This is a genomic window from Erythrobacter sp. W36 (genome assembly GCF_057364935.1).
The window spans coordinates 928,523-953,258 of sequence record NZ_CP200281.1 but is presented as its reverse complement, the minus strand read 5'-3'; the positions used below and the strand labels follow the sequence as shown (position 1 = coordinate 953,258).

Below are 24,736 nucleotides of genomic sequence, written 5' to 3'. Positions count from 1 at the left end.
CCCCCTTAGTAACGGGTTTCGTATGTGACGCGCACCACGCGCTTGCCATTGGCGGGCACGGGCACGATCCATTTGCGCCGATCGTAATTGATCTGTTCGCCCGTAATGTCCTCGCTAACCACTCGGTAATCGTTTGACCAATATCCACGGTAAAGCCCGCTTTGGGTGAGATCGACATCGATTGAGCTGCTTTTCGCATTGGTCAGCGTGTAGCGCATGGTTGTGCGGTAATATTTCTTGGGGCGCTCAACCTCGACTTGGCGGGTGGTTTCGCCATCCTCCAGCACACGGAACCGCGCGGTGCGCTCCCATTCTGAACTGGTGATCTCTTCGCGTTTCTCAATCTCTGCCTGCACAAAGATATCGAACACATCGCCCGTTCTCAGCGACAGCTCGCTGCCCATCGGCGTATGGCCAATATTGTTCTCGCCGATGAATTGCGGCGTGCCTTGGTTGTCGCGCTGATAAAACCGCACCGTGCCCGATGGCAGAGCATCGCCCAGCCCCTGATCACGCGAGGTGGAAAACGAGATCGCGCTTGAGACGTTCACCGGGCTGCGGTCGTTTGAAAGCCAACCAACAGTTCGCTCATAGATCTTGCGCGCAGGGACCGATTGCACATCGAGGAAGCTCACTTGCTTCGTCTGCGCATTAGCAATCGTTGTGCGCCCGCTGATCGGGTAGAGATAGAAATCGCCCAGCTGCTCGCGCGCGGCGGTCTCTGTTCCCGGTTGGACCAAGTTTCGGTTTCCGCGCCCACGACTGCTGCCTCCGCGATTGTTCGGATTGCCAGCAACCAGCAGCGTCTTCGCCTGGTTGAATGTGGTGCCAGTGTTGTTTGTAAGCGTGACCCAGCCCTGCATATCGATCGAGTCGGTTTGCTCATTGTAGAGCGCGACATAGTCTGCGTTCCAACCGAGCCCGCCGGTCAAATAGCGGATCGAAACCGGGCGCGTGCCACTGCGGGTACTGTTGAGATTGACTGACAATGTCGGCCGAGCGCGCAGATTGGGCGGCACTCGGTCAAAGATCACACGAACGGGAAGGCCGTCATCACGCAGGACTTCGATCCGGTCGCCGATCTGGACCACAACGCCGCTGCGGCGGTGGAGAGAACCTTCGCGCGTTCGCGGGTCTCTCGACCAGTCGCCGGGTTGGTACGCAGCAGAGTGACCGTTTGGCCAATCGCCTTTTCCATCATCTTCGCCGGTGTCAGCAAGTCGAAGTCAAAATTCTGCTCAATGATAGAGGTGTTGGGCGCAAAGAAGCTCAGCGTTTGCGGCTGAATGGTCGCCGAGACATCGGGAAATTCGACCCGGCTGCGGCCGCGCTCAATGTTGATTTGGCGCACATCCTGCACCAGCGCGAGATTGTTGTTGTAGATGGTAACCGCGACATCGCCCTGCGCCGTTTCATCCGGATCTGGCAGTGATTGCGAGGTGGCCGTTGTTGCTCCAAGAGCGCTCATCCCAAGTGCCAAACCTGACACCAATCCCAGCTTAATCGCGTTCATCACCCAGCCTCCTATTGAACCCGCCAATAAGCATGACGGGGCGTACTGTATGCGCGATGAATGGACCTTTGGCTAGTGCGAGCGCCGTAGTTGTAAACCGCCTAAACAGTCATTTTTAATCGGTATTTCAGAGGCCTAGCAAGAGATCACTGAGCACCTTAGCTTCGCCTAACCCGCTGCATTACATTGCCAACTTTGTCCCCGATCGCCTGAACGCTGAACGGTTTGGGGATGAAGTGCATGTCTGGAATATCGATGTCTTTGCGCAGCTGCTCCTCAGCATAGCCGGACATAAACAGCACCGGCATATGCGGAAGCTTTTGGCGGATCGCGCGCACCATAGCCGGGCCGTCCATCCCAGGCATCACGACATCGCTGACGATGAGATCGAACTCGCCGCCGTCTGCGATCGCGGCCAGACCCTCTTCTCCGCCGGGACAGGCAGTGACTTCATAGCCCGCACGGGCAAGCGCGCGCTCCGCAACTGCGCGGACCATGTCTTCATCTTCAACCAGCAGGATCCTGCCGCCTTCAGCCCAATCGGACGATGGTTCTGGCGGAGCCTCTGCAATCTTCTTGGGCGCTTCGCCCGCGTAAACCGGGAAATAGATCGTAAAGCGCGCGCCCTTCGGACGGTCATTTTGATCCATAACATTGTCGACGAAGATAAATCCGCCCGATTGCTTCACAATGCCGTAAGCGGTCGAAAGGCCAAGGCCGGTGCCTTTGCCTTGTTCTTTGGTCGTGAAGAATGGCTCGAACAGCTTGGGCAGGACATGCGCGGGAATACCGCCGCCGGTATCCTGCACAATCAGCACGGTGTAATCAGCCGCCGGCAAGATTTCCGAACCCAGCTTGATCACTTCCTTCGCCTGCAGGCTGCGCGTCAGCAGAGAGATACGACCGCTGCCTTTGCCGTTTGACTGGATCGCATCGCGGGCATTCACCGCGAGGTTCATGATCACTTGCTCAAGCTGCTGAGGGTCAGCGCGTACCGGTCCCAAATCCCGGTCATGCTGGACGTAATATTGGATTTTCTCGCCGAGCAGCCGTTTGATCAGCGGCCCGACTTCGCTCACGACATCTGGCAATTGCAGAATTTCGGGCCGCAAGGTCTGCTGCCGCGAAAACGCCAGCAATTGCCGCGTCAACGAAGCCGCGCGGTTGGAGTTGGCGCGGATCTGCTGAATGTCATCATAGTCGCTATCGCCTGGCGTGTGGCGCAGCAGCATCAGGTCGCAGGTGCCAATAATCGCGGTCAGCACGTTGTTAAAGTCATGCGCTACGCCGCCCGCCAATTGCCCAACCGCCTGCATTTTTGTGGCCTGTGCGACCTGACGCTTAAGCTGGTTTTCCTCGCTGGAATCCGCAAGGCTGAGCAGCACTGCCGCCTCGCCCAACCCTCGAACTCCGGCAAGGCCAATCGAAACCGGCTCTTCGGGCTGGATTGATAAACGCACCGCCATATCGCCGCTGGTCGCGGGGCCGCGGCCATGACGCCGCACTGCGTCGGACATTGCGCCTTTGTCTTCGCGCACCACCAGATCGGTCGGGAATGCGGGCAAGCCGCGCCCTTCCCGGTCAACCGAGCGCAAGAAGGCGTCATTGCAGAACAGGAAGCGCCCATCGCGGTCGGTCATCGCCAGACCAAGGGGCAATTGCGCGAGCAGTGCGTCAAGCTGAGCGACGCCCGCTTGCGAGGAGCCATCCCATCCACTTCCGATCCCAACGCCGCTGTCCACCAGCAGCATCAGAGATGGGCCTTCGTCAGGGCCGGACTGAACCTGAGCGCTTGGATCATCAAGCGGCACATGGATCAAGGTTTGCGGCGTGCCCCCTCTCCCTTCGCGGGCAAAGAATATCCGATCGCGGTCATCAGAGCGCAGGTAAGTCACAAAATCCTGACCCGCCATGGTTGCGGTGGAATCGCCAACGGAACGCTCTGCAAAGCCAGCGCTCACCGTTTTGATAACACCGTCCGGACCAGTGATCGCGCTCTCGATGCCTGCTCGGCTGAGCATCAGACCGAATGGCCCAGCGAGATTGAGGTCGGCCAGCGCATCGCTGCTCGGCATGACATGGCGACGGAAACGCCAGATCAGGTGGTCTTCGCCGCGCCCTGCCCGCTCGACCGTGACCTTCCACGGAGTTTCGCCAGCCTTCCCCGCCAGCTCTTTCAATGCACCCGATCCATCGCGCCAGGCTTCGCGCGCCAGGCGGGTCATAGCCTCCAGTCCTTCGCGCTCCAGGGGAAGCGAAGGCGGCGCCGCGCCAATACCGAACCCATCAATGAAAGCAGAGTTTGCGCACACCAAGCGGTTCGCGCGGTCGGTAATCGCAACCGCCTCCCCCGCCTCTTCGATGGCGGCGATTGTCACCGTCCAATCGGGCGAGGTCTCGATCTGCGCTGTTGGCTCTGCGCGCATGCTGTCAAAGGTGAACACACCGATCAGCAACACACCAAGCCCCAAGGCATAGGACAGCACCAATGCCGGCTCACGCGTTGCCAACCACAGGACACCCGCGCTGACGAACAGAGCAGCCGCCAGCCCAGCGATCATCAATCGGTTTTGATCATTGGCCTGCAAGACGGCTTTCATAGCGCTCTTTTCTCTCGCACTTTACGTTTTGGTTCAGCGTTACGGATGCAGCATCTTGGCGGCGCTGCGCAATAGTGATGGTTCGCAGTTCTGATCGAACCAGCCGCTCTAGTGCTTAATTGGCATTGAGCCGCTGGTCGAGCCGCGCTTCCATCCGCGCCAAGCGTTTTGCACGGCGACGCGCAACCATCACGCGCCACACCGCGCCGGAAATAAGATAACCGAGGGCTGCACTGACCAGCGCCAGCACAACGAAGCCGAACACAGTTTCTAGAACCGTAACGCCCACACCTTCGAAGAGCTCGAAGAACCATGACCAACGCCCACTCGCCATTTCGCTTTCAGCAGCGCCGCCGGTCCCCGCACGATCGAGCCGTAAAAGGATGTCGCCTAGCCAATTGGCCAGCACTGCCCAGAATGGAAAAGTGAAGGGATTGGTCACGAAAGTGACCGTCGCGGCCAGCGGCATGTTCGCGCGCGCAGGCAGCGCAAGAAAGGCGGCGAGGAAGATTTGCCCGACGGGAATAATGAAACCCGCAAATAGTCCAAGAGCCACTCCGCGAGGGACAGACCGGCGAGTAAAACGCCACAGCTCTGGTGAGAGAAAACGATGCGCAAACGGCTTTAGATACTTGTTGGCGGCCATCTGCTCGCGCGTCGGCATATATTTGCGCAGCGTGTCCATTGCCCAGGTTTTGCTGCGCTTTTGACTCATGATGCGAGCCCTTCACCGCCGTTTGCACAAGGCACCTGACCATCCACAGCGCAAGGCTGTGAAGCTGCAAGAATGTGCAAGGGATAGGACATGCGCTTCATATGGGTAGGATTTGGCCGCTGAACAGTGGGTCGCTGGTGATCTTACAAAACTTTGCGACGATTAAATGACTAAAGCGTTTGCGCGCGCTTTGGGCTTATCCCTTTTCGCGCATCAGGCGGGCTTTGTCCCGCTTCCAATCGCGATCTTTGACGCTCGCACGTTTGTCATGCGCCTGCTTACCCTTCGCGAGGCCCAGCTCAACCTTGGCGCGGCCTTGCTTGTTGAAATAGATAGACAGCGGAACCAGCGTCATGCCTTTACGCTCCACCGCGCCGAACATCTTACCAATCTCGCGCGCATTGAGCAGCAGCTTGCGCCTAGCGCTTCGGTTCGTGATTGAGCCGATTGCCGTGGCTGTACTCAGGAATGTTCGAATTGATCAACCAAACCTCGCCATCGCGCACCTCCGCATAGCTTTCCGCGATGGTCGCCTGACCAGAGCGCAGCGCCTTTACCTCGGTGCCCTGCAGCGCAAGACCCGCCTCAAATCTGTCCTCAATATGATAATCGAAGCGCGCGCGGCGATTTTCCGCAACGGTCTTGTGCTTATCAAAGGTCTCAGGTTTGGGTCTCGCCATAATGCGCGTGATGTAGTGGCTTATGCGAGATTCGCAATCGGGCGCTTAGATTACTTGAAACTTCAGTTGGGTTTGGCATTATACAGGTGCGCTACGGCATAGCGCGGGGCAAATATAGCCGATCAATTGACGGGTCGGTAAGGGGTTTATTCAATGCGTTCGTTATCAATTGTGGCTTTGTCTGCGCTCTTTTGCGCAACCGCGCCAGCGGCTCTTCTTGCACAGGACGGAGAAGCAGCGACACTTGCGAGCAGCAGCGCAAGTAAGCAACTGGAGCCATTGCCGCTCGCTGCTTACGGGGCACTCCCCGACATCGAAGATGCAGCTTTATCCGAATCGGGCAAGCGTATCGCGATGATAACTACCGTGAAAGGTACGAGAGCGCTGATCGTTCTTGAGAACCAAAACAAAATGCTCACCTCCGTTGCGGTTGGCGATATGAAGATCCGTAACATTCAATGGATTGGTGACGAACGAATTTTGATTGTCTCGAGCCAGACCGAGGACTTGGGGTACAACTTTACTACTGACAAAGCCGAATTCTATGTTGGCCGGGTAATACCCGTTACGCCAGACGCAGAAGCTGGAATGATTTTTTCTAAGAAACGCAATATCTTGGATGCGATCTTCGGTAATTATGGTGTCCGTGAAATAGATGGGCGCTACTACGGCTTTTATGGCGGGATAGAACTCAAGAGAAACAACCGATCAGATTATATATTCGACCACGGACGACCTTTTTTGTTTCGCGTCGATATGCAGGACTTTTCTGTCAAGCGAGTGGCGAATGCGGCCAGGCCTGGACACGATAACGACTGGCTGATCGATGCAGACGGCAACATTGCCGCAACCTTCGAAATCAACGAAGAAAATGGCAGATGGAAGCTGAGAAATGGGGCTCGTGATGAAATCGCCAGCGGACAAAATGTGCAGGCACGGATCGGTCTAGTTGGACTTGGTTACGGCGGCGCGACGGTAATTCTGTCTGAACGCACGGATGACGACATAAAGTGGTTTGAAGTTCCAATCTCTGGCGGAGAGATGAAGGAGTTTCTTCCCGACGTAAGCCTTGAACGAGTGTATTTCGATAAACAGACCGGGCATCTGATGGGCTACCGTGAGCGTGGCGGCAAGGAACGCGTGGTGTTTCAAGACCAAGCAAAGGGCAGCGCTTTGCGCAAGGTTCGCCGTGCCTTTAAAGACTTCGAAACCCGTCCGCTCGACTGGACAGGCGATTTGTCGCAAATGATCGTGCGAACCGCAGGCAACGGAGATAGCGGCACTTGGTTTGCGGTGGATGTTAAGAATTTGAGAGCCAATGCCATCGCGTATGAGCGCGCTGCAATCGGGCCTGAACATGTTGGTCCAATCTCTACGTTCAAATACACTGCAAGCGACGGACTCGAGATGGACGGTATCTTGACGCTGCCGCCTGGCCGAGAAGCGAAAAACCTTCCCGCCGTTGTTCTGCCTCACGGGGGGCCGCACGCGCATGATAGGGAGACGTTTGATTGGTGGGCTCAGGCCTATGCCTCACGCGGATACGCTGTCTTCCAACCCAACTTCCGAGGCTCCACCGGGCGATCTTCTGAATTTCGCTTTGCTGGTTATGGAGAATGGGGCCGCAAGATGCAGACCGACAAGTCCGATGGACTTGCTGCCCTGGCTGAAAAAGGGATCGTCGATCCAAAGCGCGCTTGCATCGTCGGTGCAAGCTATGGCGGCTATGCTGCTCTTGCAGGCGTCACTTTACAGCAAGGTATTTATCGCTGCGCAGTGGCAGTCGCACCAGTCAGCGACATCAAGGATATGTATCAAGAAGACTATCGCGCATCAGGTAGCGATCGGACAACGAAAGTTGCATTAGCTCGAGCAGCTCGGCCCACGCGATCGCTGGGATGAAGTCTCACCACTGCGCTTCGCAGATCAAGCCGACGCGCCCATTATGCTGATCCATGGGCGCGACGATATTGTCGTACCCTTCAGTCACTCAGTCAAAATGGCCGACAAACTTAAGGACGCGAAGAAGCCGCACGAAATGATCAGCCTGAAAGGCGAAGATCACTGGCTGTCACGTTCAGAAACCCGGCGCACCATGCTTGATGCGGCCGTTCGATTTGTCGAAAAGCACAATCCAGCAGATTAGGGCTTACGCCAACCCCGCATGTTCCAATGCCGCATCCACCGCTTTGCGCGCGCTATCGCTTGCCTCGCATAGCGGCAAGCGAACCTCTGGCGTTGCCCAATCCTGCACCCGGCTCAGTGCGTATTTGACGGGACCGGGGCTCGAATCGGAAAACATCGCGTAGTGCAGCGGGTAAAGCTGATCGTTCAGAGCTCGCGCACGGACCAGATCATTGTCCGCGCAGGCCTGCTGAAACTCTGCGCATAGCGCCGAGCGCGACATTGGCCGTGACAGAGATGCACCCCTTCCCGCCCGCAGCGTTGAACGGCAGGGCCAGCTCGTCATTCCCAGACAGTTGGCAGAACGTCCGGCCAATGCCCATGCGGTGATCAGCCACCCGGGAAAGGTCTTCGCTCGCATCTTTAATTGCGGTGATTTTCTCAGGAAATTTGTTGGCAAGCTCAATTGTGGTTTCGGGCGCAATATCGGTCACCGTGCGGCCTGGCACATTATAAAGCACAATCGGCAAGTCGCAGTTCTCAGCCAAAAAGCTAAAATGCGCGATCAGCCCGGCCTGGCTTGGCCGGTTATAATAAGGCGCAACGCACAGCCCCGCAGCGGCTCCCGCCTTTTTGGCAAAGCTCATATGCAGCGCGGCGTTCTTAGTATCGTTGGAACCACACCCTGCAATGATTGGGACCCGGCCAGCGGCTTGCTCTATGCAAACTTCAACAACGCGGTGATGCTCTGCATTGGACAAAGTCGAGGCTTCCCCCGTCGTCCCGCATGGGACCAAAGCCGCGCTGCCCTGCTCGATTTGCCAGTCGACCAATTTGCGAAATGCAGCCTCGTCAAACGCTCCGTCGCGAAAAGGAGTCACCAGAGCGGGGATTGAACCGCTAAACATTGTTGTATTCCTCTATCTAGGCACTTAGCGAATATTTGAAGCAGTTCTCCAAAAGCTAAGGCACTTGTTCAGCGCCTGATAAGGAGCCGATCGGCACTATGTCCAGCATGCGTAAAAGTTCTTTTGGCAATCCCCTTGCCGTCGCCGCCATTCTTTTCACCAGCACAGCCGCTATGACGGGGCCGTGTTTTGCCCAAAGTGCGAGCGCACCTGGGGGCAGCACAATGCTGGCTCAGCAGCCCCGCGCCATTGGGCAGGCGATCTCGCGCTGGGAGGTTTTGCAGAAATCTCGCCTCTCCAGCTTTTCAGATTACGCTGGCTTTGCCCTCGCCTATCCTGACTTCCCGCGCATGGCCACTTTGCGAGTGCGCGCAGAAAACGCGCTTGAGAACGAAGCGCCTTCTTCAGCAGATCTCATCCGCTTCTTCGATGCCCATCCGCCGCTCACCAATCCTGGCCGTGCTCGTTACGCACTGGCTCTAGCTGGCGCGCAGCGCGCGGAAGCCTTTGACGTGGCGCGCGAAGCATGGCGCGGCGGCGAAATGAGCGGTCCGGCGGAAGCTTACATCATGGGTCTATTTGGCTCACGTCTTACTGCCGAAGATCACAGCGCGAGGATGGATGCGCTCCTTTGGCAAAGCGAAAGCGAAGCGGCCGTGCGCCACATGGTCAATGTTGCGCCGAGCGAGCGCGAGATGGCGATGGCCCGCTTGGCCGTGATTCGCGGGGAAACTGGCAATGTGCCCTCCGGCGCGCTCAGCGATCCGGGCTTCGTCTATAACTACGTGAAGCAATTGCGCTCCAAACGGCAGGTTGCTCAGGCAGCGAATGTTCTGACGACCCGCCCAAACTTCGCCCGCACCTCGCACAAGCCAGAGGATATGGTCGCGCAAATGCTGGGCGTCGCCAAAGCCTCTGGCGCGCGTCAAGCGGTCGCAATTGCTGCCTCTGCCGATGATTTGTTCACGCCGGGCACCGATGTATCGAAGGGCTCTTTCGCCCTTCGCGATCGCTACACCGATTTGATGTGGCTGGGCGGGACGAAGGCGCTTTGGAGCCTTGGCAATGGAGCCGCCGCAGCGCCTCTGTTCTATCGCTACGGAGCAGGTGCAGGTACGCCTCTGATCCGGGCCAAAGGCTTTTACTGGGCTGGCCGATCTGCGCGCCAAGCGGGTCAAACCGATGAAGCCACACGCTATTTTGAAATGGCGGCTGAGTTCCCTGAGTATTACTATGGTCAGCTCGCGCATGAAGCTTTGGGCCGCCCGCTGCCGCAATTCGCGCCGCTTGCACCAATCGAAGTCAGTCAGGCTCAGCGCACGGCCTTCAACAGCCGTCCAGTTGTAAAAGCCATCCGCTCTATCGCGGCAAACCGCATGGCATGGCAAACTGAGCGCCGCTTCTTCGAAGCTGTTGCTGACATTGCCGACACGCCCGAAGAAATGAGCATGGTCGCTGATCTCGCCGCTGAAACGGGCCTTGATGAAATGGCCGTTGTGGCTGGCATGACCGCGGGCGAGCACGGCCTGAAAGGCTTTGAGCGCCTTGGCTTCCCAACTGTCACACCGCCTCCGGGTGCAAACTGGACGATGGTGCACGCGATCTCTCGTCAGGAAAGCGAATTTGACCGCTTCCGTGTCAGCCACGCTGGTGCGCGCGGCGTGATGCAATTGATGCCGGGAACCGCGCGCGAGCAAGCGGGCAAGCTCGGCATGCAATATCTCTCAGCCAATCTGATTGGCTCGCCCAGCTACAATATGCGTTTGGGCGATGCCTATTTCGCGCGGATGATGGACTATTATGGCGGCGCCTATCCGCTTGCCATTGGCGCCTATAACGCGGGGCCTGGCCGGGTGAACCAATGGCTCCGTCTGAATGGCGATCCGCGCCGGGGCGACATCGATTGGGTCACCTGGATTGAGCGCGTTCCGGCCAATTTCGAAACCCGCTATTACATCATGCGCGTGCTCGGAAACGCTGTGTCTTATAGCCACATGTATCCGCAAGAAGCCGGAAGAGCGCAGCCGGTCAGCTATTACTTGCGATAGTGCGGGCTGAGGGGGACGATTCAAAATGGCGAGCAAAGATAGGAGATTTGCCTCAGGTCCCCTGCTGCTTAGCGCGCTTGCTTTAGGGACTGCTTTTGCCAGCCCTCTGGCGGCGAAAGACAGCCTTGGCGTATATTCCAGCTGGGCTGCTTTCCGCGATCCCGGCACGCCGCGCTGCTATGCCATCGCCAAACCGTCCAGCGCGACGAAGCGGCGCGATTATGCGCCCTTTGCCAGCATTGCGACATGGCCAAAAAGCTCTGTCCGCAATCAACTCCACCTGCGGCTATCTCGCGAAATTGCAGATAGCGCGACCATCCGTCTGACCATTGGTGACAAGCGTTTCGACCTCACAGGCGGAGGCGGCGATGCATGGGCGAAAGATCCCCGCATGGACGCCGCGATCGTTGCCGCCATGCGCTCCGCCACCCGGATGAGTGTTCGCACTCGTGACAAAGGTGGCCGCGCCTTCACAGACAGATACCAGCTCGCTGGCGCCGCTACCGCAATCGATGCCGCGCTGCTCGGCTGCGCCAGGCTTAGATAAGCCGCGCAAACGCTAAGCTAGCAAAGGCGCTTTTGCGCGCCTATATGCGGCGAACTTATGGCCGATACCAACCTTATGCCCATCGCCGGACAAATCGATCCGGTTCCAACTGCGCGCGACATTACCCCGCGCGAGGACGGCCGCGTCGACCTCATCGGCCTGCCGCCAGCGCGCATTCGCGAGCTGTTTGAAGAGGCGGGTCTGGATACAAGGCAGGCCAAGCTGCGATCCAAGCAGGTCTATCATTGGCTATACCATCGCGGCGTGTCCGAATTTGAGGACATGACCGACATTTCCAAGACCATGCGTCCGTGGCTGACCGATCGCTTTGTGATTGGCCGCCCGCATGTGGTTGAGGCTCAGCATAGCACTGACGGCACGCGCAAATGGCTGCTGCAGACCGATGATGGTCATGATTATGAGATGGTCTTCATTCCCGATGCCGATCGCGGAACTCTGTGCGTCTCCAGCCAAGTGGGCTGCACTCTCAATTGCACCTTCTGTCACACTGGCACCATGCGTCTGGTGCGCAATCTGACGCCGGGTGAGATCGTTGGCCAAGTAATGCTTGCCCGGGACGCTCTGGGCGAATGGCCCAAGGGCAAGATGGATTTTGCCGAAGATGAGGACGAAGCCGAATACCGCGCAGATGGACGCTTGCTCACCAACATCGTGATGATGGGCATGGGCGAGCCACTGTATAATTTCGACAATGTCCGCGATGCTCTGCTGCTCGTTATGGACAGTGCAGGGCTCGCTCTATCAAAACGCCGGATCACTTTGTCGACCAGCGGCGTCATTCCAATGATGGAGCGCTGCGGCGCAGAGATTGGCGTCAACCTCGCGGTGTCATTGCACGCAGTGAACAAAGATGTGCGCGACGAGATCGTGCCGCTCAATCGCAAATATGGCCTCGAAGAATTGCTGCAGGCGTGCGCCGATTATCCGGGCGCAACCAATGCGCGGCGCATCACCTTTGAATACGTCATGCTGAAGGACAAGAACGACAGCGACGAGGACGCGCATGAGCTTGTGCGCCTGCTCAAGCAGTTCAACCTGCCCGCCAAGGTCAATTTGATCCCGTTCAATCCATGGCCCGGTGCGAACTATGAGTGCTCCGATCCGGACCGAATCCGCAGTTTTTCAAACATCGTTTTTGAAGGCGGCATCAGCGCGCCAGTGCGCACCCCGCGCGGGCGAGACATTGATGCAGCCTGCGGCCAGTTGAAGACTGCAGCCGAAAAGAAAAGCCGCGCACAGCGGGATCGAGAAGCAGCAGCGGCAGAAACTTCTGAAGCATGAAGCTCGAAGTTTCGGCAATCTGCGCGGGCAAAGCGGCAAACTTCCGCGACGAAGAAACAAGCGCGATCGCGAAACAGCCGATTACGGGCCCAGTGGAGATTGGCACCGAAGGGCTGGAAGTGGACGAGCAAGCAGACCGCAGCGTGCACGGCGGCCCGGAAATGGCGGTGCACCTTTATCCCGTTGATCATCACGCATTTTGGCGCGGCCAGATTGGCGAACACGCCTTACTCTCACGGCCCGGCGCATTCGGATCAAACCTAGCGGTCAGCGGCCTGACCGAGGCGCAGGTCCATATCGGTGACCAATTCCGTTTGGGCAGCGCGCTGCTTGAGATCAGCCAACCACGCCAGCCCTGCTGGAAGATTGAACACCGGTTCGGCGTCAAGAAAATGGTCGCCGCGATCATCGCCTCTGGTCGATGCGGGTGGTATTTCCGTGTTCTGGAAGAAGGCACCGCGCAAGCAGGCGACACTCTGGAGCGCACATCTCTTGGCGCAACCGACTGGAGCGTCGAGCGTGTATTCAAAGCGATAATCGCTGGCAAAGGCACGCAGGATGAGCTGCGCGAACTCAGCCAGCTTGAGTCGCTTTCTCCCAAGGTTCGAGCGAAAGCAGCGGCAAAATTGCGCTAATCACTCAATTCATCGCTTAATAAAAGCGGCTCGTCGCCTGAACGGAATTCCCAACAAACCGTTCATGTGGCGTTGCCCTTTTCTGAACGAATGTCCTCTCACCCCACCGGGTAACTCGAACAAAAAGAGGGACACGCAATGAAAATTCTCGCCGCATTCGCCGCCGCTGGCACACTCGCAATCGCCGCCGCTCCCGCACAAGCGGTAGAGGTTGCTCCCAGCATCTCTTCCAACTCGGTCGCATCCAATGTGATGATGATCCCGATGGATAGCCTCATCAACACAACCGCCCATCACTATGACGATGATTGGGACGATTATGACGATCGCCGTTATCGCAAGAACCGTCGCCACAATCGTTATGACCGCAATGGTCGCTATCGCGAGCCGCGCCACATCAGTCGCCGTGACCGCGTATGGCGCGGACGGGACGGCCGCTACTATTGTAAGCGCGACAATGGCACCACCGGCCTAGTCATCGGAGCAGGCGTTGGCGCGCTGATCGGCAACGAAGTTGCTGGGCGCGGTGACAAGCTTCTGGGCACATTGCTCGGCGGTGTCGCAGGCGGCCTTCTGGGACGCGAAATCGACAAGGGTGACCTTAAGTGTCGCTAAATCCTCGCTGACTTAAGGTGGTCCCACTCCACCTTTGGCGCCGCCAGCCTTAACCGGTTTGGCGGCGCCTTTGCGTGGGCGCTCAACCGCCAGAAAATGGCATTTCAAGCACCCCGCCGTTGCTTATCATTCGGCAAGTACCGCCAATCCAAATGGCGCCTGACGGATCCTGCTCGCAAGCGATCAAACCATCTGCTCCAACAACTTGGCCTTGCCCGGCTACAAAAGAACCCTCGACCAAGCCCTCACCAAACAGATGCATAGCCACACCAGCGTTGAAGCTACCAGTTACGGGATCTTCGACAAACCGTTTATGAGTGTCTGCGAAAAACGCCCGCAATTCCCAATCTCGGCGAGCATTGCTTGGATGTGGTCCAGCCAGACCGAGGTCGGTACCAAGCGGCGCTGAACTAGCGGGTTTCGCCGCCAAGACATCCGCAGCCGAACGCAGTCTGAGCAACTGCCATCGCGGGCCATTTTCTATGTGCACTGCCTCGACCAATGCATCTTCATCAATCCCACAAAGTTGGACCGCAACTGCACGTTCTGTCTCTGTCAGTGGCTCATGCTTAATGAGCGCCGGGGCTTTGAATGCCAATTGATCTTCATCAAACCGAACATCGACCAACCCGATGCCGCATTCTTGCACGGCCACCCCCTTCGCTTTCGGTTTGCCACCCATCGCCAACCAAGCAAAGCATGTGCCCAATGTGGGATGGCTAAGCAAACGGCAGTTCGCCTCCAGGGTAGAATATCCGCACACGGTAATCCGCAGCGGAATCAGTCGGTGGGAGAAGGAAAGTCGTCTCAGAAAACCCAAGCCACTGCGTCAGTGCCAGCATCTGATCCGCTGACATCGCATCCGCACCGTGGACCACTGCAAGTGGGTTTCCACTCAAAAGCCCATCACAGAACACATCTATCAAATCACAGGTTGCAGACACTCGGCATACTCCAGTTCGAATCCATCAATGAAAGATACGCACGCTAGGCAAGAACGCGAAAGTCTGCTCAATAGAAATGATGAACCAACCAACAGTTTTGGTCACAGGCGGCGCAGCGCGCATTGGCGCGCGGATTGTGCGCCGCTTCGCCGCAGAGGGCTGGCACGTCATCATCCATTACCGCTCCTCTTCGGATGAAGCCGACGCTTTAGCGGCCTCCCTGCCCTCTGCCAGCACGGCGCAATGCGATCTCAACGATGGCGATGCCGCTGTCGCAATGGTTGAGGCATTGGCTACGCAGCATTCTAATTGGCGCGCGCTGGTCAACTCAGCGGCAGTTTTTGACCCCGATGATGTAACCGCGCTCGACCCAGCGACGAACCGGGAGGCAATGCAAGTCAACGCGGTTACGCCCACACGCATGGCCCAGGCCTTTTTGGCCGCCGCACAATCCAGCAGGGGACGCTGCGTGATCAACATAACTGATATGAAGCTGGAAAATCCCAATCCCGATTTCTTCAGCTACACCATGGCAAAGCACGCTTTGAATGCGACCATTCCCATGTTGACGATGGGCGCAGCGGGCGATGAAGACCGCATTTATGGCATTGCGCCGGGTGCAATTTTGGCCAGCCATGATCAGACGCAGGACGAAACGGAAACCTCGCACCGACTGAATTTGCTGGGCCGCAAAACTGGCGCGGATGAAATTGCCGATGCGGCGCTTTTCCTCGCCCAAGGCCATTTGCGCAGCGGATCGACGCTGTTCATCGACAGTGGTCAGCACATGCTGTCACAGGACCGCGACGTCATTTACCTCGCGCGTGAAGGCGCCTGATCCATGGCTAAACCCGCCAAGAAACGACACGCGCTATCGACTCGGATTTGGCATTGGATCAATGCCATATCGCTGGTCATTCTCTTCATGTCCGGCCTGACGATATCAAACGCGCATCGCTATCTCTATTGGGGCGATTACGGCTTTGATCCAGCGGACGCTTGGCTCGCCGTGATGCGCTTTCCAAGCTGGGCCACGATCCCAAGCCGATACAACCTGGCCGAGGCACGAGACTGGCACATTTTGATGGCTTGGCCATTTGCACTTGGACTGTTGTTCATCTGGATCGCGATGCTTGCGAACAGGCACTTTGTCCGGGACATGCTCACCCGGCGGGCGGAATGGAAAGTCTCTGCCATTGCGAAGGATGTGCGAGAGCACCTGAAGCTCAACTTTGATCACGGGAGTGAGGTAGGGAGCGGCAAGTACAACTTCCTCCAAAAACTGGCGTATGGCGTGGTCTACGGCATCTTCCTGCCCATGCTCGTTTTCACAGGCCTCGCGATCAGTCCCGGTTTTGAGCCCACCGCGCCTTGGCTGGTCGATATTCTTGGCGGAAGGCAAAGCGCGCGCAGCCTGCACTTCATCTTTGCCTTTGCGACCTTTGGCTTTGTCGCGCTGCATATTGTGCTGGTGCTGCTGTCAGGTCCGATCAAGCAAACCTGGGCGATGATTGCCGGTGGCCGAATGGAAAATAGCGATGAAGCGTAGAACCCTGCTTGCAGGCGCAGCTGCTCTCGGCACAGGCGCATGCTCCAAGATTGCCGGTACAGATACGGCCAACTCGCTGTTTGAGGCCGCCGAAGACTGGCACCGCGCCGCGCATCGCACCCTCGCCAATCGGCAGGCCTTGGCCCCAGAATATGCGCCAGAGGATCGCTCGCCGACCTTCCGCAGTAACGGCTCAAAGACGGTGGACACGCCGGAATATCGCGCTGAGCTGGCGAATGGATTTGCGAACTGGCGCCTGCAAGTACGCGGCCTGGTCGAAGAGCCATTGTCGCTGAGCATGGATGATATCCGCGCCCTACCCCAGCGCACTCAGATCACGCGGCATGATTGCGTCGAGGGTTGGAGCGCGATTGGCGAATGGACTGGCCCGCAGCTTTCCGGAGTGCTGGATGCGGCTAAGGTGAAGCCGGAGGCGAACTTCATCGTGTTCTACTGCGCAGACACTCTGTACGGCGAGGATTATTATGAGAGCGTCGATATGGTCGATGCCTATCACCCGCAGACAATCATTGCGCATCAGCTGAACGGTGAGGCTTTGCCAGAGGGAAATGGCGCGCCGCTAAGAATGCGGATTGAGCGCCAGCTTGGCTATAAGCATCCTAAATATCTAACCGCAATCGAGGCGGTTTCCAGCTTTGAGAATATCGGCAAAGGCATGGGCGGATTTTGGGAAGATCACCCGGCGGGCTATCAATGGTATGCCGGGATTTGACTCGGCTTAACCCGGGTATTTGCGGTTCATCGCGTCCCAGCAGACACCAATAATCTTCTCCAAAACACCGAGATCAATGTCAGCAAGCTTGTTCACATAGACGCAGCTCGCGCCGGTTTTGTGCTTGCCCATTTTCTCCAGCAATCCGTCGACCTTTTGGCCCGTGGCTTCATCGCAATAGCGGCCCATCAAATAGAGCGAGTGCTTTGCTTTGCGCGGTGAGAAGCCCGAGCGCAGGGAGTCGCCTTCGCGCCCGCTGTCATATTTATAATGATAGCTGCCATAGCCGATGATCGTCGGGCCCCACATTTGCGGGCTCTCTCCGGTCACTTTGCGAAACAGCGCGTCGAGCACTTTGGCGTCCTCGCGTTTGCTGGCGGGCTCTACCGCGGCGATGAAATCATCAACCGAAACGGTGGTCGGTGTCGTTTTTGCGTCGCTCATGGCTGAGAGGATAACCCATCATTGACACCGCGAACAAGGCTGGCATTCGTAACCGAATGGTGGATCGCTGCGAAAAAGGCATTGTATGAGCAAAACACTTTTCGATCGGTTTCTGACTAAAGGCGTGAAACGCGGACGTTTGGGCGTCGTTTTCGCAGATGGATCGGACAAGACGTATGGCGAGCCGGAAGAAGGCTTTCCCGAGATTGTCCTGCGTCTGACCGATGGGAAAGTCCCGCGCGACATCATCATGGACCCGCGCCTTGGCGCAGCAGAGGCATTCATGGATGGCCGCCTGATCATCGAAGAGGGCGACATCATGGGGCTCGTCACCCTGCTGCGCAAAAACAACGCCTGGGACAAAGGCGGCGATATTGGCCCCCCTAAATTGCTGCGCCGGGTGCTTAACAAAGCGAGCTTCGCCGCTGAGAAGGTCAACAACCGGATCAGCTCCAAAAACAACGTCGCGCATCACTATGACATCGGCAATGATTTCTACCGCCTGATGCTGGATCAGGAGCACTGGCAATACAGCTGCGGCTATTGGCCCTCAGACGACATTACATTGGGCGAGGCTCAGACCGCCAAGCTGGCGCATATCGCGGCCAAGCTGAACATCAAGCCGGGCCAAAAGGTGCTCGATATTGGCTGTGGCTGGGGCGGCATGGCGATCTTCCTGGCGCGCAATTACGATGTCGAAGTCGTCGGGATTACCTTGTCTGAAGAGCAAATCGCGCTGGCCAAGGAACGCGTGAAAGACGCTGGTGTCGAAGATCGTGTAAGCATTGAGCTCGTCGACTATCGCGACTTTGCAGCCGCCGGACGCAAGTTCGACCGGATCGTCTCGGTCGGCATGTTTGAGCACGTTGGCCAGCCGCAATTTGAGACCTTCTTTGAGGCCTGCGCCAATATGCTCACCGATGATGGCACCATGCTGCTGCACACGATTGGGCGCATGGGCGGCCCCGGTTCCACCGATGCGTTCACGCGCAAATACATCTTCCCGGGCGGCTACATCCCGGCTCTCTCAGAGACGGTTGAGGCCAGCCAGAAATTCCGCCTAATCGCCACCGATGTAGAGACCTTGCGCGTCCACTACGCCAAGACCCTGCGCCAGTGGTACGCCAATTGCATCGCCAATCGCGAGGAAATGATCGCGATGTATGACGAGCGCTTTTTCCGGATGTGGACGTTCTATCTATCGGGCGCAGCGACCGTGTTTGAGAGCGGCAGCATGTGCAATTATCAGATCCAATACGCGCGCAATCGCTATGCTCTGCCACTAACGCGGGATTACATCGCGGCAGAGGAAAAACGCCTGATGGATGCGCCCGCGCAAAAGAGCCGCTAGTCTGCCTGCTGCTCAGCTGCGCAGATTATGAGAACGCCGCGTTCAGCCAGCGCGCGATAACGCGGCCATTGATCCTCTGGGACAAGTGAGAGATCGCTGCATTCCGCAGCGCGCTTAACCGCCTCCTTACCGGCTTCGCCGCCAGCCACGGCATGCTGGGGAAATAGAGCCGCCAGCGCGGGCGATTTGCGCACCGCAATATCATAAGCGGTGCGCCCGCGATCATCCTTCGCATCGCTAGGAAAGCTGCGCCGCAGCAGCTTTTGGATCATCAGCGCATCGTAATCGAGCGCGGCAACATGCAACAAAGTCAGCCCGCCTTCACCGCCGTCTTTGGGTAGGATTTTTGCAGCGTCGACCAGCGTGTGCAGCACGTCGTTCTTATAAGGCGTGGTGGGCGCAGTCCGGTCAGAAGCCTGGTAGCTTTTGTATTTTATCCGCTGATCAAGCGCGAGAGACAACGGGATTTCTCGCGCTCGATTGCGGCGATCCACATCCACACCCAGAGCAATCAAACGTTCCAGCATGGCGATATTTCCATCGCGGATATAGGCCGGAGCGGATGCAGCAGCATGAAGCAATGTGTTGCCATCCTTGTTCGAAAAGCCAGGCGTCATCCCCTCATCAAGCAATCGTTCCAAGCTTACCATATTTCCCAGTTGAGCGTACTGAAGCGCGCGCTCGCGTGTCTCTGCCTTTGCCCGCTGTTTAGCCTGCGTCTTTGCCATGCTCTCTGCCGCCCGGGCCCTATTGATGCGCGCTGGTTGGTTGGTGGGACGCGGTGTTGGGCGAGTCGTCCGCGCAGGCTGCGGCTCAGGAACATAAGCGCCATCATCGCGATCGTTCTGACGATCTCGCAAAGCTGCGCCCATATCCCGCACACATTGGCCAAATTGTTGCTCACACTGCCGGTAGGTCGTGCAAATCTGCGGCTCTACCTGGCACCGGGTCGACTCGTAATTGGCAAGGTGACTGCAGGCCGCCTGCGCAGCGCGTCTTCGGTAGTCTCGGCCATATCCATTGTTAAGAGGGCTGCGGAAGGTCCGAACGCATTCTTCATATCTCTCTTCGTGCGGAGCAAGGCATTGTATGCGCCAATTTTGCCGTTCACGCTCATTACTATCGCAGCGCGAAACGTCCGCTCGGCAGAATGTCCGGTTGTTGTGGCATTGCACATCCAGACCGCCGCCCTGCAGCATTGCGGTTAGCTGAGCCGCACCGCCAGTGCGGGCCTGCGTCTTCTGATAGGGAGCTGGGGTAATCGCCAGCAGCAGGGCAGAGATGCCTGCGATCACTGTCGCCAAACCATAAAGCCAAAGTCGCATAGCACTTCCCCCAAGCCAGCGCCTGCGCGGGAATTACACCCTGAGCGGCGCTACGCTATAATAGCAGCTGTCGGCCTATGTTGGCCAATCCACTGCGTGTCTGTGCGACCTAATGCGCCGTGTCTGCTCCCCGTGCGTTGAACGGGAAGTGAACCCAAAAGATGGCCCAGCTAAGCCATATCGCGCGATCTCGGGCGATACGCCGGGCCAAAACCTAGCAATGCCGCGCCGACAAATGGCAGCGCCACCACCCATATCCGCACGCCTGTGATCCCTTCTGGGCTGGCAATGCTGATCCCAGCGGTGGCGCCCAGCCCTACGCAGATCAACACAACGCCTACCACCACTCGCGCGCTCGGCACCGTGCGGCCGCCTCTGATCGGGCCAAAGCTGCGCTCATGCTTCGCGAACACCGCGATGAAGGGCAAAAGGGCAACGATATAAATGCCCAGCCACAAGGGCCGCGTTGCCCACCATTCGCCCGTGCCCGGAACGCTATCCAGCCCAATCCCGCCAAGCGCGATCCATGTGAAAGTCATCACCAGCACAAAGGCGGTAAGGTGCCACAGAAAAACGGTCATAATCATGCCGTTCATCAGCACCGTAGCCGTCCAGATCCCGATCTTGTCCAGCATCCTGCGCCCCAGCGGCTCCAATCCAAGGACAAGCCCGACCTGCACCACGCCCAGCGCCAACAGCGCAATGGTTGGCGGCAATGAGTTTGAAAACCCATCGGGCGCAGAGACCATCGCCACCGGGTAGAATCCATAAACGGTGATCGAAATGAGCACGCCCAGTCCGGCGGCAAACCAACCAAAGGCGAACAGGCGATTTTCAAATTTTCCATCGCGCCACGCCAGGCCAAGCTGGTGAATGGCAAGGAACACCCAGAGGAAATTGGTGAAGCTGATGTAAGGCACACCGTGCTCAAACCGCAGCCAATCCACCAGCGCGGTGATAGGAATGTATATCGCAAAGCTCGCCCAGCCCCAGCGTTTCCAAGCCTTCACAGCCAGCGGCGTGCAGGCCGTCACCAGCAGATAGACCGCCAAAAACCATACCGGGATCAGGGCGGCTTCTGTCGCCATGCGGATTTGCGCTCTGTCGAAACCGATTTGCGTCAAAGCCAACGCGATCACTGCCCAAACAAGCAGGACGGGGAATGTTGGCGCAATCAAACGCTGAACACGGCTAGCCAGCCAATCGCGGTATACGCCCTTTTGCCCGGGGCTCGCTTTGCGCAAAGTCCCCTCCCAGCTCACCGAATTGGAATATCCGCCGACCAGAAAGAACACCGGCATCACTTGGAACGCCCATGTTAGCCAATGCGTCCAAGGCGAGGTTTCAATCAAATCGCCGCGCTGCAGTGCGCCGGCCTCATTAACATACAGCCCGGCCATCAACCAATGGCCAAACACCACGGCAAGAATTGAGATTGCCCGCAGAAAATCGACCCAGCGATTGCGTTCTGGCGGGGCCATTTGCGCCAATTCGCGCGCTTGCCCCCACAGGCCTTTCTTCGCCTTTGGCGCGGTTTCGCCGTCCATAATCGTGATCCCTCCGACCCGGTTGAGGCACAGATATTGTGATCAATCAGCACTTTCACAAGCTTTGACCTATCCGTGCAGCGTGCATCGCGGCTCACAAGCATTGCCCCGCACCCCCTCCCCTGTTAGCGGCCCATGCACAAAATGACGAAGGCGCGCAGCGCCGAGATGAAGGTGTGACAATGTCCGATATCAAACGTGTGGTTCTCGCTTATTCAGGCGGTCTTGATACTTCTGTGATTGCCAAATGGCTGGAGGTTGAGCGCGGGCTGGAGGTGGTCACTTTCACCGCCGATCTGGGCCAAGGCGAAGAGATCGAGCCGGCCCGTACAAAGGCCCGCGCAATGGGCATTCCGGACAAGCACATCTTCATCGAAGACCTGCGCGAGGAATTCGTGCGCGATTTCATCTTTCCGATGATGCGAGCCAATGCCCGCTATGAAGGCGACTATCTGCTTGGCACTTCGATCGCCCGACCGCTCATCTCCAAGCGTCTGGTTGAGATCGCTGCAGAAACAGGCGCGGATGCGATCGCCCACGGCGCAACCGGCAAAGGCAACGACCAAGTGCGGTTTGAGCTTTCCGCATATGCGCTGAATCCCGATATTCAGGTCATCGCCCCGTGGCGCGAATGGGACCTTACTAGCCGCACCGCGCTGATCGCTTGGGCTGAGGCGCATCAGATCGACGTGCCAAAGGATAAGCGCGGCGAGAGCCCCTTCTCTACCGATGCGAACCTGCTGCACACGTCATCTGAGGGCAAAGTGCTCGAGGACCCATGGGAAGAGACGCCCGACTACGTCTACTCACGCACGGTCAATCCAGAGGACGCGCCGGACGAGCCGGAATATATCACCATCGCTTTTGAGGCCGGAGACGGCGTTGCTCTCAATGGCGAAGCGATGAGCCCGGCCACACTGCTGACCGCGCTCAACAATCTCGGTCGCAAACATGGCATTGGCCAGCTTGATCTGGTTGAGAACCGCTTTGTCGGCATGAAGTCGCGCGGAATGTACGAGACGCCGGGCGGCGAGATCTATGCCCGCGCGCACCGCGGGATCGAGCAATTGACGCTGGACCGCGGCGCTGCCCACCTCAAGGACGAGCTAATGCCGCGCTATGCGGAGCTGATCTACAACGGCTTCTGGTTCGCGCCAGAACGCGAGATGCTGCAAGCGGCAATCGATCACAGCCAGATCGGCGTGACCGGTGATGTCCGCCTCAAGCTCTACAAAGGCAACGCACAGGTCGTGGGCCGCCGCGCCGATGTTGACTACAACCTCTACAGCGAAGACGTCGTCACTTTTGAAGACGATGCGGGCGCCTATGACCAGCAAGACGCGGAAGGCTTCATCAAACTGAACGCTTTGCGACTCAAACTGCTCGCTCAAAGAGGCCGGAAACGCGGTCGTTGATCGCCAAAAGGTGCGCATTTTGGAGCGCTCATTTGGCGTTTGCGACGAGCCGCTGACTTATCCACCCTCCTCCACAAGTGATCTGAGCAAAAGTGGATAAGTCGGGGTTGCACCACTTGCGCGACTCGGTTTTTGGGCGCAGCTTCTAAATATCGAAAGGGCAGAAAAGAGATTGAGAAGAGAGCCGCAAGGCGCTGTTTTTAAGAACTTTTTGTAACGATCGACGCGGTGGTGATTGTCCACGCGAACTTTGAGAGACAGTGCGGCAAAGGCTTCGGCCAAAACCAGACTGGATCGTTTGAGGAGATCGCGAAGCAGACCCATCGGATGGCCACCAATTTGGTCGGCGATTGAGGGCGAAAAGGGTTGGACCCGGATCGACTGTTTGAGATCGAAGGCAATACAGATTGATGGTCTCAGCTCCACCCGAGGAGCAGAGGATGCAAACAGGAACTTCGGTTCAGGGATGCAGAGACTGCTTGCAAGTGAAGCTGGATGCCGGTGCGAGCACTGGTGAAAAGCCCGCCGTACATCGTACGGAGGCAAGAAACCGGATGCCAAGTGCATCTTGCGAGGTTCGCCAAGCAAGTTGACCACGCGGCGGTAAGAGTGGGGTCGGCAGCAATGCCGGCCCCATTTGCTTTGCGCGCCTGGTTTTCACCGAGCGGCGGGCCTACTCCCCACCACCAACCACGTCAGAACGGGCATCAAACCGGGCAATCAGAGCCGCGCCCAATTGTGCTCTCCCCCGTTTTCGCCTAAACCCGGCACACTATGAGAGGGGTATCAAAGCGAGTTTGCGCGAGCGGCGTTGGCGTAGCCACGGCCGTGCTCCTGTTCGCATCCGCCCCCTCCAGCACTCTCGCTCAGCAAGACGGCGCGCCACTGCAAAGCCCGCAAACCACTCAGCAGCAGCCCCAAGCAGCATCCCTATCCGCCGCCTCCTTCGACGCGCAGTTCGCCCCCTACAACACCGCGCCCAGCCCCATCACCGTCGCCCCCGGCGCGGTCGACCTCACCAGCTTTGAGCCGCCCGCTGAGCCCAAGCCGCCGGAACCGCGCAGCATCCGCAATCTCGGCAGCGGGATCGCATCCTATTACGGGCGCCGCTTCAATGGCCGCCTCACCGCCAATGGCGAGCGCTTCAACATGCGCGCCATGACCGCCGCCCATAAGACCCTGCCCTTCGGCAGCCTTGTGCGCGTCACCAACCCGCGCAATGGCCGCGCCGTCACCGTGCGCATCAACGATCGCGGACCGTTCGTGAAAGGCCGCGTCATCGACCTCTCCCGCGCAGCGGCTGAGGAGATCGGCATGATCAGCAGAGGCCATGCCCGCGTGGACCTGGAACTGGTCGCCCGCTGATGGACGGCATCCTGATCTTCGGCGCTGGCATAGCCACCGGCATCGTCCTCGCCGTCATTGTGCTGAGGCGCACAGGCGGCGACATGATCGAGCAGCAGCGCCGCGATGACTCCAGCTTCGGCCATCCCACCCCCACGCCTCCGCGCGCGCCAGAGCCGCTCTCGCCCCCGCGCATCAGCCCGGAAGGCGGCACCATCGACCTCAGCGATGATCCAGAGATCCGCGCGGCCTTCATGAACGGTCGCAAGATCGAGGCGATCAAGCTCGTGCGAGAGCGCACCGGCCTGGGCCTCAAGGAAGCCAAGGACATCGTCGAGAGCCAGTGGCCGCAGTAGCGCGCCCGCCTCTCCCCGCGCCCTCGCTCTCCGCGCCTCCA

21 protein-coding genes and 3 pseudogenes are annotated in these 24,736 nt (G+C 58.1%); 14 read left to right on the top strand and 10 right to left on the bottom strand.

Going from position 1 to position 24,736, the window contains the following annotated elements:
• Positions 1-5: 5 nt before the first annotated feature.
• From AC0V6U_RS04735 to smpB, 4 genes and pseudogenes are all read right to left on the bottom strand, one after another.
• A pseudogene (locus AC0V6U_RS04735) lies at positions 6-1,513 on the bottom strand (DUF4139 domain-containing protein).
• Positions 1,514-1,671: 158 nt separating this feature from the next.
• Entirely contained in the window at positions 1,672-4,113 is a 2,442-nt protein-coding gene (locus AC0V6U_RS04730) for a PAS domain-containing sensor histidine kinase (RefSeq protein ID WP_472645043.1), read from the bottom strand.
• 115 nt (positions 4,114-4,228) lie between these two features.
• Positions 4,229-4,828, bottom strand: coding sequence for a DUF2062 domain-containing protein (locus AC0V6U_RS04725; protein ID WP_472645042.1), 600 nt, complete (start codon positions 4,826-4,828; stop codon positions 4,229-4,231).
• 196 nt (positions 4,829-5,024) lie between these two features.
• A pseudogene (gene smpB, locus AC0V6U_RS04720) lies at positions 5,025-5,508 on the bottom strand (SsrA-binding protein SmpB).
• A 153-nt stretch (positions 5,509-5,661) separates the two neighbouring features.
• Between smpB and AC0V6U_RS04715 the strand changes: the two are divergent.
• Positions 5,662-7,410: an alpha/beta hydrolase family protein gene (locus tag AC0V6U_RS04715; RefSeq protein ID WP_472645041.1), complete on the top strand. Its 1,749-nt coding sequence runs from the start codon at positions 5,662-5,664 to the stop codon at positions 7,408-7,410.
• A 43-nt stretch (positions 7,411-7,453) separates the two neighbouring features.
• Entirely contained in the window at positions 7,454-7,654 is a 201-nt protein-coding gene (locus AC0V6U_RS04710) for an alpha/beta hydrolase family protein (protein WP_472645040.1), read from the top strand.
• Positions 7,655-7,657: 3 nt separating this feature from the next.
• Here AC0V6U_RS04710 and dapA read toward each other — a convergent pair.
• Positions 7,658-8,540 (bottom strand): annotated as a pseudogene (gene dapA / locus AC0V6U_RS04705) (4-hydroxy-tetrahydrodipicolinate synthase).
• Between the two features lie 107 nt (positions 8,541-8,647).
• On the opposite strand from dapA, the gene AC0V6U_RS04700 reads away from it, so the two are divergent.
• The 5 genes from AC0V6U_RS04700 to AC0V6U_RS04680 all read left to right on the top strand — a co-directional run bounded on the left by AC0V6U_RS04700 (position 8,648) and on the right by AC0V6U_RS04680 (position 13,687).
• Positions 8,648-10,588, top strand: coding sequence for a lytic transglycosylase domain-containing protein (locus AC0V6U_RS04700; protein WP_486169384.1), 1,941 nt, complete (start codon positions 8,648-8,650; stop codon positions 10,586-10,588).
• A gap of 25 nt (positions 10,589-10,613) precedes the next feature.
• On the top strand, positions 10,614-11,135 hold the full coding sequence (locus tag AC0V6U_RS04695; protein ID WP_472645038.1) for a hypothetical protein: 522 nt from the start codon (positions 10,614-10,616) through the stop codon (positions 11,133-11,135).
• Positions 11,136-11,192: 57 nt separating this feature from the next.
• Positions 11,193-12,437 carry a dual-specificity RNA methyltransferase RlmN gene (gene rlmN, locus AC0V6U_RS04690; protein ID WP_472645037.1) on the top strand — a complete coding sequence of 415 codons (1,245 nt, stop codon included), beginning with the start codon at positions 11,193-11,195 and terminating at the stop codon, positions 12,435-12,437.
• On the top strand, positions 12,434-13,072 hold the full coding sequence (locus AC0V6U_RS04685; protein ID WP_472645036.1) for an MOSC domain-containing protein: 639 nt from the start codon (positions 12,434-12,436) through the stop codon (positions 13,070-13,072). The genes rlmN and AC0V6U_RS04685 overlap by 4 nt, the downstream gene beginning before the upstream one ends.
• Before the next feature lie 138 nt (positions 13,073-13,210).
• Positions 13,211-13,687 carry a glycine zipper 2TM domain-containing protein gene (locus tag AC0V6U_RS04680; RefSeq protein WP_472645035.1) on the top strand — a complete coding sequence of 159 codons (477 nt, stop codon included), beginning with the start codon at positions 13,211-13,213 and terminating at the stop codon, positions 13,685-13,687.
• 82 nt (positions 13,688-13,769) lie between these two features.
• Here the strand turns inward: AC0V6U_RS04680 and AC0V6U_RS04675 are convergent, their stop codons facing one another.
• Entirely contained in the window at positions 13,770-14,369 is a 600-nt protein-coding gene (locus AC0V6U_RS04675; RefSeq protein WP_472645034.1) for a hypothetical protein, read from the bottom strand.
• Positions 14,370-14,406: 37 nt separating this feature from the next.
• Complete coding sequence (locus AC0V6U_RS04670) at positions 14,407-14,565, bottom strand: PhzF family phenazine biosynthesis protein (RefSeq protein ID WP_472645699.1); 159 nt, start codon at positions 14,563-14,565, stop codon at positions 14,407-14,409.
• Between the two features lie 142 nt (positions 14,566-14,707).
• Here AC0V6U_RS04670 and AC0V6U_RS04665 point away from each other — a divergent pair, with 142 nt between their 5' ends.
• From AC0V6U_RS04665 to AC0V6U_RS04655, 3 genes are read left to right on the top strand one after another with little or no spacing between them, the layout of a single operon-like run.
• Positions 14,708-15,469 (top strand): SDR family oxidoreductase, encoded by a 762-nt coding sequence (locus AC0V6U_RS04665; RefSeq protein WP_472645033.1) that lies wholly within the window; start codon positions 14,708-14,710, stop codon positions 15,467-15,469.
• A gap of 3 nt (positions 15,470-15,472) precedes the next feature.
• Positions 15,473-16,180, top strand: coding sequence for a cytochrome b/b6 domain-containing protein (locus AC0V6U_RS04660; protein ID WP_472645032.1), 708 nt, complete (start codon positions 15,473-15,475; stop codon positions 16,178-16,180).
• A complete protein-coding gene (locus AC0V6U_RS04655; RefSeq protein WP_472645030.1) occupies positions 16,170-16,913 on the top strand; it encodes a molybdopterin-dependent oxidoreductase in 744 nt (247 codons plus the stop codon). Before AC0V6U_RS04660 ends, AC0V6U_RS04655 begins: the two co-directional genes overlap by 11 nt.
• 6 nt (positions 16,914-16,919) lie before the next feature.
• On the opposite strand, the gene AC0V6U_RS04650 is transcribed toward AC0V6U_RS04655, so the two are convergent.
• The gene (locus AC0V6U_RS04650) at positions 16,920-17,357 is read right to left on the bottom strand and encodes a DUF1801 domain-containing protein (RefSeq protein WP_472645029.1); all 438 of its coding nucleotides are present in this window, start codon (positions 17,355-17,357) and stop codon (positions 16,920-16,922) included.
• Positions 17,358-17,442: 85 nt separating this feature from the next.
• On the opposite strand from AC0V6U_RS04650, the gene AC0V6U_RS04645 reads away from it, so the two are divergent.
• Positions 17,443-18,708, top strand: a complete 1,266-nt coding sequence (locus AC0V6U_RS04645) for a class I SAM-dependent methyltransferase (protein WP_472645028.1) — start codon at positions 17,443-17,445, stop codon at positions 18,706-18,708.
• On the opposite strand, the gene AC0V6U_RS04640 is transcribed toward AC0V6U_RS04645, so the two are convergent.
• Entirely contained in the window at positions 18,705-20,033 is a 1,329-nt protein-coding gene (locus AC0V6U_RS04640; protein ID WP_472645026.1) for an ankyrin repeat domain-containing protein, read from the bottom strand. The genes AC0V6U_RS04645 and AC0V6U_RS04640 overlap by 4 nt on opposite strands.
• A gap of 170 nt (positions 20,034-20,203) precedes the next feature.
• Entirely contained in the window at positions 20,204-21,580 is a 1,377-nt protein-coding gene (locus tag AC0V6U_RS04635; RefSeq protein ID WP_472645025.1) for an acyltransferase family protein, read from the bottom strand.
• 182 nt (positions 21,581-21,762) lie between these two features.
• On the opposite strand from AC0V6U_RS04635, the gene AC0V6U_RS04630 reads away from it, so the two are divergent.
• The 3 genes from AC0V6U_RS04630 to AC0V6U_RS04620 all read left to right on the top strand — a co-directional run bounded on the left by AC0V6U_RS04630 (position 21,763) and on the right by AC0V6U_RS04620 (position 24,695).
• Positions 21,763-22,995, top strand: coding sequence for an argininosuccinate synthase (locus AC0V6U_RS04630; protein WP_472645024.1), 1,233 nt, complete (start codon positions 21,763-21,765; stop codon positions 22,993-22,995).
• 828 nt (positions 22,996-23,823) lie between these two features.
• Positions 23,824-24,360 (top strand): septal ring lytic transglycosylase RlpA family protein, encoded by a 537-nt coding sequence (locus AC0V6U_RS04625; RefSeq protein ID WP_472645023.1) that lies wholly within the window; start codon positions 23,824-23,826, stop codon positions 24,358-24,360.
• Positions 24,360-24,695 carry a ribosomal protein L7/L12 gene (locus tag AC0V6U_RS04620; RefSeq protein ID WP_472645022.1) on the top strand — a complete coding sequence of 112 codons (336 nt, stop codon included), beginning with the start codon at positions 24,360-24,362 and terminating at the stop codon, positions 24,693-24,695. Before AC0V6U_RS04625 ends, AC0V6U_RS04620 begins: the two co-directional genes overlap by 1 nt.
• Positions 24,696-24,736: the final 41 nt, after the last annotated feature.

Excerpts from the sequence above, each read along its gene's own strand:
- AC0V6U_RS04730 (WP_472645043.1), bottom strand. The coding sequence starts at position 4,113 with ATGAAAGCCGTCTTGCAGGCCAATGATCAAAACCGATTGATGATCGCT.
- AC0V6U_RS04725 (WP_472645042.1), bottom strand. The coding sequence starts at position 4,828 with ATGAGTCAAAAGCGCAGCAAAACCTGGGCAATGGACACGCTGCGCAAA.
- AC0V6U_RS04715 (WP_472645041.1), top strand. The coding sequence starts at position 5,662 with ATGCGTTCGTTATCAATTGTGGCTTTGTCTGCGCTCTTTTGCGCAACC.
- AC0V6U_RS04710 (WP_472645040.1), top strand. The coding sequence starts at position 7,454 with ATGCTGATCCATGGGCGCGACGATATTGTCGTACCCTTCAGTCACTCA.
- AC0V6U_RS04700 (WP_486169384.1), top strand. The coding sequence starts at position 8,648 with ATGCGTAAAAGTTCTTTTGGCAATCCCCTTGCCGTCGCCGCCATTCTT.
- AC0V6U_RS04695 (WP_472645038.1), top strand. The coding sequence starts at position 10,614 with ATGGCGAGCAAAGATAGGAGATTTGCCTCAGGTCCCCTGCTGCTTAGC.
- rlmN (WP_472645037.1), top strand. The coding sequence starts at position 11,193 with ATGGCCGATACCAACCTTATGCCCATCGCCGGACAAATCGATCCGGTT.
- AC0V6U_RS04685 (WP_472645036.1), top strand. The coding sequence starts at position 12,434 with ATGAAGCTCGAAGTTTCGGCAATCTGCGCGGGCAAAGCGGCAAACTTC.
- AC0V6U_RS04680 (WP_472645035.1), top strand. The coding sequence starts at position 13,211 with ATGAAAATTCTCGCCGCATTCGCCGCCGCTGGCACACTCGCAATCGCC.
- AC0V6U_RS04675 (WP_472645034.1), bottom strand. The coding sequence starts at position 14,369 with ATGGGTGGCAAACCGAAAGCGAAGGGGGTGGCCGTGCAAGAATGCGGC.
- AC0V6U_RS04665 (WP_472645033.1), top strand. The coding sequence starts at position 14,708 with ATGATGAACCAACCAACAGTTTTGGTCACAGGCGGCGCAGCGCGCATT.
- AC0V6U_RS04660 (WP_472645032.1), top strand. The coding sequence starts at position 15,473 with ATGGCTAAACCCGCCAAGAAACGACACGCGCTATCGACTCGGATTTGG.
- AC0V6U_RS04655 (WP_472645030.1), top strand. The coding sequence starts at position 16,170 with ATGAAGCGTAGAACCCTGCTTGCAGGCGCAGCTGCTCTCGGCACAGGC.
- AC0V6U_RS04650 (WP_472645029.1), bottom strand. The coding sequence starts at position 17,357 with ATGAGCGACGCAAAAACGACACCGACCACCGTTTCGGTTGATGATTTC.
- AC0V6U_RS04645 (WP_472645028.1), top strand. The coding sequence starts at position 17,443 with ATGAGCAAAACACTTTTCGATCGGTTTCTGACTAAAGGCGTGAAACGC.
- AC0V6U_RS04640 (WP_472645026.1), bottom strand. The coding sequence starts at position 20,033 with ATGCGACTTTGGCTTTATGGTTTGGCGACAGTGATCGCAGGCATCTCT.
- AC0V6U_RS04635 (WP_472645025.1), bottom strand. The coding sequence starts at position 21,580 with ATGGACGGCGAAACCGCGCCAAAGGCGAAGAAAGGCCTGTGGGGGCAA.
- AC0V6U_RS04630 (WP_472645024.1), top strand. The coding sequence starts at position 21,763 with ATGTCCGATATCAAACGTGTGGTTCTCGCTTATTCAGGCGGTCTTGAT.
- AC0V6U_RS04620 (WP_472645022.1), top strand. The coding sequence starts at position 24,360 with ATGGACGGCATCCTGATCTTCGGCGCTGGCATAGCCACCGGCATCGTC.